The sequence below is a fragment of the Draconibacterium sp. genome (assembly GCF_041583095.1).
GTDB lineage: Bacteria > Bacteroidota > Bacteroidia > Bacteroidales > Prolixibacteraceae > Draconibacterium.
Window position 1 is genome coordinate 1 of record NZ_JBFHGM010000287.1, and the last position, 6,334, is coordinate 6,334.

The window sequence follows — 6,334 nt, forward strand, 5'->3', positions numbered from 1 at the left end:
ATGAGCTTACCAAATTTTACACCGCTATATACCACTCACTGTTTCACCCGCGTTTAATCAGCGATGTAAATGGCGACTACCCGGCTTTTTCAAAACAATACGAGACCAAAAACAACAGCGATTTTGACTATTATGGCGATTTCTCGAACTGGGATATTTTTAGGGCACAAATGCCGCTGTTGAGCCTTATTGCCCCAAAAGAATATAACGACATGGTAAAATCGCTTGTGGCAAAAGCCGAAGACGGTGACTGGCTGCCCATTTTCCCGCTATGGAACAATTACACCTCGGCAATGATTGGCGACCACAGCACTGCCATTCTTTGCGATGCCGCCATGAAAGGTTTTGATTTTGATTTGGAGAAAGCCTACCAGTTTATGCGAAAAAATGCCTACGAAACACCTGAGGAAGAAGATTATAAAGACGGGAAAGGCCGCCGTGCACTAACTTCCTATATACAGTTTGGATATGTTCCGCTTGACGATGTTGTAGCCGATGCTTTTCACTCCAACGAACAGGTTTCGCGAACACTGGAATACGCCTACAACGATTGGTGCGTTGCACAACTGGCTCAGAAACTGGGCAAAACCGACGATTATAATGACCTGCTAACCCGCTCGTACAACTATTCAAACGTTTTTGATGAAAGCCAGGGCTGGGTGAACGGTAAATATGCCGATGGCCGGTTTTATGAAGACTTTAATGCCAACACAGAGCAATTTTTTATAACCGAAGGTACGCCCAAACATTACACATGGTTTGTTCCGCACGATGTTGAAGGATTGATCGGATTAATGGGTGGAGAAGAGGCGTTTAGCAAAAAACTAAACAAACTAATCGATGAAAAATTGTACTGGCATGGCAACGAGCCCAGTCATCATATTCCTTTCCTTTTTAATTTCACCAACGAGTGGGACAAAACACAAAAAACGGTAAAATATATTCTTCGTACAGAATATGGATTAGGACGTGGCGGACTGTCAGGAAACGATGATGCCGGACAACTTTCAGCATGGTACGTTTTTGGGGCTATGGGTTTTTATCCGATGTGCCCCGGAAGCAACGAATATCAACTGTCGTCGCCAATATTTGAAAAGGTAACACTTAACCTGGATAAGAATTATTACCCGGGAGGCAAATTTGTTTTAAATGCCGAAGGAGCAACATCGTCAAGCTTATTCACTTCCGTTAAATTAAACGGAAAAGAAAGTGCCACGAAAATAAACCACGAGGATTTGCAAAAAGGGGGAACTTTGAAGTTCTTAAAATAAAAAATTCAGCAGGTGACTCTTGTGTTTATAAAATAGTCACCTGCTGAATTTGTACTTCATCCGTCAATCTGAGCGAAGTCGAAGATTGAATGATTACACTTCGACTTCGCTCAGTGTGACATTAATCAAGATCAAGCTACAGCTTTTGAATAGGTGCTGAAAACTTTTTAGCCTCGTCAGTAATGTATTCCCTGAAACCATCTTCCGTTTTCCACTGGTCTTTATCCAATCCCCAAACCGAAAAGAAATAATGTTTCGCAGCTTGGGTATCTTTACATTTTTGACCGATGTAATACGTTTCCGAAATCACATGGCTAAAATTTTTCTCCGGCACCGTTTTGACACCTTCTTTAAACCAGTTGATATTGGTAGTTCTTCCTATTTTACCGGCTTCGGTTTTAGGCACAATCACTGCCATTCCCAACTCATCGTTATTCAGCGACTGCACATCGTGCGTACCGATACAGGTAAAATTGGCTGCATCGAACCGGAACGGTTCCTTTTTTAATTGCGAGGTAACAATTCCCGTTACAATCTGGTCGGTTTCTGAACATCCGTAAACCGTTACATCCGACTCAAACCAGTATTTCCCGGGATAAATGGTAATGCGCTCCACAGCTTCCATCTCTTCACCATCAACATCCCAACCCGAATATTTCAAATCGAAAACCGAACGAATCGGGCCTTCAACAATTTTCTGATATTCATACACATCAGTCGATCCCAGCCGAATCAGTGAGTCATTTCTCATTAATGCAATGCCACCCGATCCCAGTGAACTGCCACAATGCAGCACATCCATTCCCCAGTCGTTTAAAACATGGTAATCGTGTATGGCAGCAGTATGAACATCGTCGGCTACCATTACCGGTTTGCGTTTTCCAAACAGGTCTTTTACATTCCGGCAATCGAAATAAATCCTGAAAGCGATCTTCTCATTCTCCCAGGTCACACCTTCTCCCTGTGCAATAATTTTAAAAGGTTCGCTAACCGGAATTGCTTTATACTTATCTACCTCTTTGTAAGTTCCGTCAACCTGTGCAATTCCTAATCGCAGATTAGTACGTTTTTCAACTTTTGGATAATCCGATTCCGCAACCAATTCGATTGTTGCCTCAATGGTTTCGCTGGCTTTCATATCTACCAACAGAACTACTTCGTCCCAGGTTCCATCGCTGTCTAAATCATCAACCTGGCTGGGAATAGTTTTTTCGCCGTTTTTAAAAACCGGTAGTTTGCCTTCCTGCAAAGTTATTTTAGCGGCAATTTCTTCGCGTGAAAATACGATCACTTCATCAGTTCGTTCTTCCGCCAGTGGATTTTCCAGAGTAATTGCAGCCTGCTGTGTACACGCGGCAAACAGCATCAGAGATAAAATACCAAATGGGAAAATGTTCTTCATAGTAGGTCCAGATTTATTGATTAGAAAAAGTGTATCAGAAACAAGCAACCATTCCGTAACTTTGTTTCTAACACACATTCTTCTTGTTAATTATTAAATATCGTTTTCGCCTTTTACGTAACCAAAATTGGCTAAAATACCACCATCAACATAAAGCACCTGACCGTTTACAAAATCAGCCGCTTTCGATGCAAGGAACAAGGCGGCATTTCCAATATCTTCGGGTTCGCCCCAACGGTTAGCCGGTGTACGCATCATCACCAAATCGTTAAACGGATGGCCTCCTTCGCGAATTGGCGCTGTTTGCGCCGTTGCAATATACCCCGGACCGATTCCGTTAATCTGTACGTTATATTTTGCCCACTCGCAACACATATTTGCGGTTAATAGTTTTAAACCTCCTTTTGCTGATGCATAAGCTGATACTGAGTTACGTCCGTAAACACTCATCATCGAACACATGTTAATGATTTTTCCCGCACGTTTTTCGATCATTTTCGGCGCAACTCGTTTGGCAAGAATCAAAGGTGCAACAAGGTCAATATCAATAACCTGTTTATAATCAGCAACCGGCATATCCAGAATTGGAATACGTTTGATGATTCCGGCATTGTTAACCAAAATATCTACATCACCGACCTCTGCTTCAATTTGAGAAATTCCTTTATCAACGGCTTCCTCGTTGGTAACATCAAATTTCAGGGTGTATACATCAACACCTGCTTTGGCATATTCGGCCTTACACTCTTCCAGTTTCTCGTCTGAAATATCGTTAACACAAATTTTTGCACCGGCCTGACCCAATGTTTTTCCAATGGCCATTCCAATACCATGAGTTCCGCCTGTTATTAGGGCTACTTTTCCATTTAGGCTGAATAATTCTTGTATCATTCTTTTTTTCTTAATTGATTAACAAAGTTTTAGCGTAATTCCTGAGGTTGAATTACATCCATATCTGTATAGTCGAGATTTTCGCCCGCCATTCCCCATATAAAAATGTAGTTTGAAGTGCCGGCAGCCGAATGAATCGACCATTCAGGAGAAATAACAGCTTGTTCGTTCTTCATCCAGATATGACGTGTTTCCTGTGGCTCACCCATAAAATGGCAGATAGCCTGATTTTCGGGAACTTCGAAATAAAAATATACCTCATTACGGCGGGAATGCTGATGCGCCGGCATAGTGTTCCAAACACTACCGGGTTTCAACTCAGTCATTCCCATTTGCAACTGACAGGTATCAACAACTGTGTTAATCATCAGCTGGTTAATATTTCTTTCGTTCGAAGTTTCAAGGCTTCCCAGATGCAGTACATTCGCATCGGCCAGCGTTACTTGCTTGGTAGGGTATTCTTTGTGTGCCGGTGCCGAATTAAAATAGAAATGAGCAGGTTTTGATGCATCATCTGATTTAAAAATGACTTCCTTACTACCACGTCCAATATATAAAGCATCTTTGTAATTCATTTTATACGCTGTGCCGTCAACTACAACGGTTCCGGTGCCACCAACATTCATTACCCCCACTTCGCGACGCTCGCAAAAATAGGCAGCTTTCAAGGGGTCGATGGTTTCCAAAGGAAGTTCGTCTTTTACCGGTACAGCACCACCAACAATGTAACGCTCGATTGATGAATACACCATACGAACGTTACCTTCTTCCATCAGGTTTTCCACCAAAAATTCTTTTCTTATTTTTTCTGTATCGTATTTCTTAAAATCCTCAGGATGATAAGCATACCTTCTTTCATAAATTGTTGCCATTGTATTTATTTTTTAATTCTTAAACCATTTAATTGTGCAAATGTAAGAAGAAAGAAACAGAAATGCAATCGATTGCATTGATTAAAAAATATTCTTAACTTTGCCGTAAATAAGACAACAAATGGCGCAAAAACCGGAAATTACAATTCACGATATAGCCAAAAAGCTGAATATTTCGGCTTCCACAGTTTCGCGTGCTTTAAAAGACAACCCTTTGATTAGTGAAGCAACACGACACAAGATTAAAAAAGCGGCAATAGAAATGGGTTATCGGCCTAATGTAATGGCGGCTAATTTGCGTACCCGACGCACCAATACTATTGGTGTTATTGTTCCGCTAATCAACCGCCATTTTTTTTCATCGGTAATTTCCGGAATTGAAGATGTGGCCTACAACCAAGGATTTGCCGTTACCATTTCACAGTCAAACGATAATCTGGAGAAAGAAAGTACCATTGCACACACTCTCTTTGCAAACCGTGTTGATGGTTTGATTTTATCGATCGGTATGGAAACTCAGTCGTACGATCACCTGAAACTTTTCTCGGAAAGAAATATTCCGCTGGTATTTTTCGACCGGATTGTGGACGAAATCCCGGCGCATAAAATTGTTGTCGATGATTTTGGCGGTGCCTACCGGGCCACACAGCACCTTATAGAGCAGGGACGAAAAAAAGTTGCACATATTGGAGGGCCACTTAACCTGCAAATCTACGCAAAACGCGAAGCCGGTTACCGGAAGGCAATTAGTGATGCCGGATTGCAAATTAACGAAAACCAGATTTTGCATAACAGCCTTACCCGCGAAGACGGACTAAATGCCATTAAAAAGATTCTGAAAACGAAAGAACGACCCGACGCCATTTTTTGTGCCAACGACACCACCGCTTTGAGTGCTATCATTCATTTAAATGAAAAAGGCATTAAGGTGCCCGATGATATTGCGATTGTAGGATTTAGTAACGAACCGTTTAGCGAATTGGTAACACCATCAATATCTACAATAAAACAGCCCGGTTTTGAAATGGGCCAAAAGGCAGCTGAGCTGCTCATTAAACAAATTGGCAGCAAAACAAAACCCAAAAACTACGAAACGATAATGATGGAAACAGAACTGATTGTTCGAAATTCATCACAACAAAAATAACACAATTACATGCTTACCTTCTCAATTCCTTAGCCTACACTCAGCAAAACAGATATTTTTTGCACAATTCTCTTACACACAACACAATAAAGATTAGCCCCACTAAGTAAAACGCCTGTTAAAAACAATCCTTTCACTCCACCATTTCAGCAATTTCTATTCGCTAAAGCCCTCATTATCTGCGTATATTTGAATAATACAAACCCGTTTTGAAAATACGAGCCAAAATATGGAACGCAGGCGTGCTCCTGGTTTTCTTTTTTTGTAGTTTATATACAACTCAAGGAGCATCGAATCTTACCAACAATGATGACGGTTTGAACGTTCCTCCCATAGCTGAAAACGATACTTTTCTTTTAACCGCCAAATACAATCTTATATTTTACGGAGATGTACTTGGGAACGATTACGATTCTAATGGAGACAGGATCGAAATTTTATTTGCAGCCTCACCAAAAGAGGGTAAGCTGTCAATGGAAAAAAACGGGCATTTCAGGTTGGAGATACCGGATAAATGTGAAGGAACAATTAGTTTCGACTATTACATTAAAGAAATTACTGAAAATGAATACAGTGCCCAAGCCAGAGTATTTATTCAAATCATAGAAAACGCCGATCTGGATGACATACCTAATTACGCTGACCTGGATAACGATAACGACGGCCTACCCGATTATTTGGATGGAATAGGACTGGATACCGACAATGATGGTGTTCCGAACAATTTTGATATCGACAGCGATAACGATGG

At 41.2% G+C, this 6,334-nt stretch carries 6 protein-coding genes; 3 read left to right on the forward strand and 3 right to left on the reverse strand.

Annotated elements, in window-relative coordinates:
* Window positions 1-1,271, forward strand: a 1,271-nt coding sequence (locus ABZB17_RS19180) for a GH92 family glycosyl hydrolase (RefSeq protein WP_372652623.1), incomplete at its 5' end; no start/stop codon positions are given.
* 136 nt (window positions 1,272-1,407) lie between these two features.
* Here ABZB17_RS19180 and ABZB17_RS19185 read toward each other — a convergent pair.
* The 3 genes from ABZB17_RS19185 to kduI all read right to left on the reverse strand — a co-directional run bounded on the left by ABZB17_RS19185 (window position 1,408) and on the right by kduI (window position 4,436).
* Complete coding sequence (locus tag ABZB17_RS19185) at window positions 1,408-2,673, reverse strand: DUF4861 domain-containing protein (protein WP_372652626.1); 1,266 nt, start codon at window positions 2,671-2,673, stop codon at window positions 1,408-1,410.
* A 93-nt stretch (window positions 2,674-2,766) separates the two neighbouring features.
* Window positions 2,767-3,564, reverse strand: coding sequence for a gluconate 5-dehydrogenase (locus ABZB17_RS19190; RefSeq protein ID WP_372652629.1), 798 nt, complete (start codon window positions 3,562-3,564; stop codon window positions 2,767-2,769).
* A 29-nt stretch (window positions 3,565-3,593) separates the two neighbouring features.
* On the reverse strand, window positions 3,594-4,436 hold the full coding sequence (kduI, locus tag ABZB17_RS19195; protein ID WP_372652632.1) for a 5-dehydro-4-deoxy-D-glucuronate isomerase: 843 nt from the start codon (window positions 4,434-4,436) through the stop codon (window positions 3,594-3,596).
* A gap of 121 nt (window positions 4,437-4,557) precedes the next feature.
* On the opposite strand from kduI, the gene ABZB17_RS19200 reads away from it, so the two are divergent.
* Both ABZB17_RS19200 and ABZB17_RS19205 read left to right on the forward strand, forming a co-directional pair.
* Entirely contained in the window at window positions 4,558-5,583 is a 1,026-nt protein-coding gene (locus ABZB17_RS19200) for a LacI family DNA-binding transcriptional regulator (protein WP_372652634.1), read from the forward strand.
* A 209-nt stretch (window positions 5,584-5,792) separates the two neighbouring features.
* On the forward strand, window positions 5,793-6,334 hold a 542-nt coding region (locus ABZB17_RS19205), incomplete at its 3' end, for an Ig-like domain-containing protein (protein ID WP_372652636.1).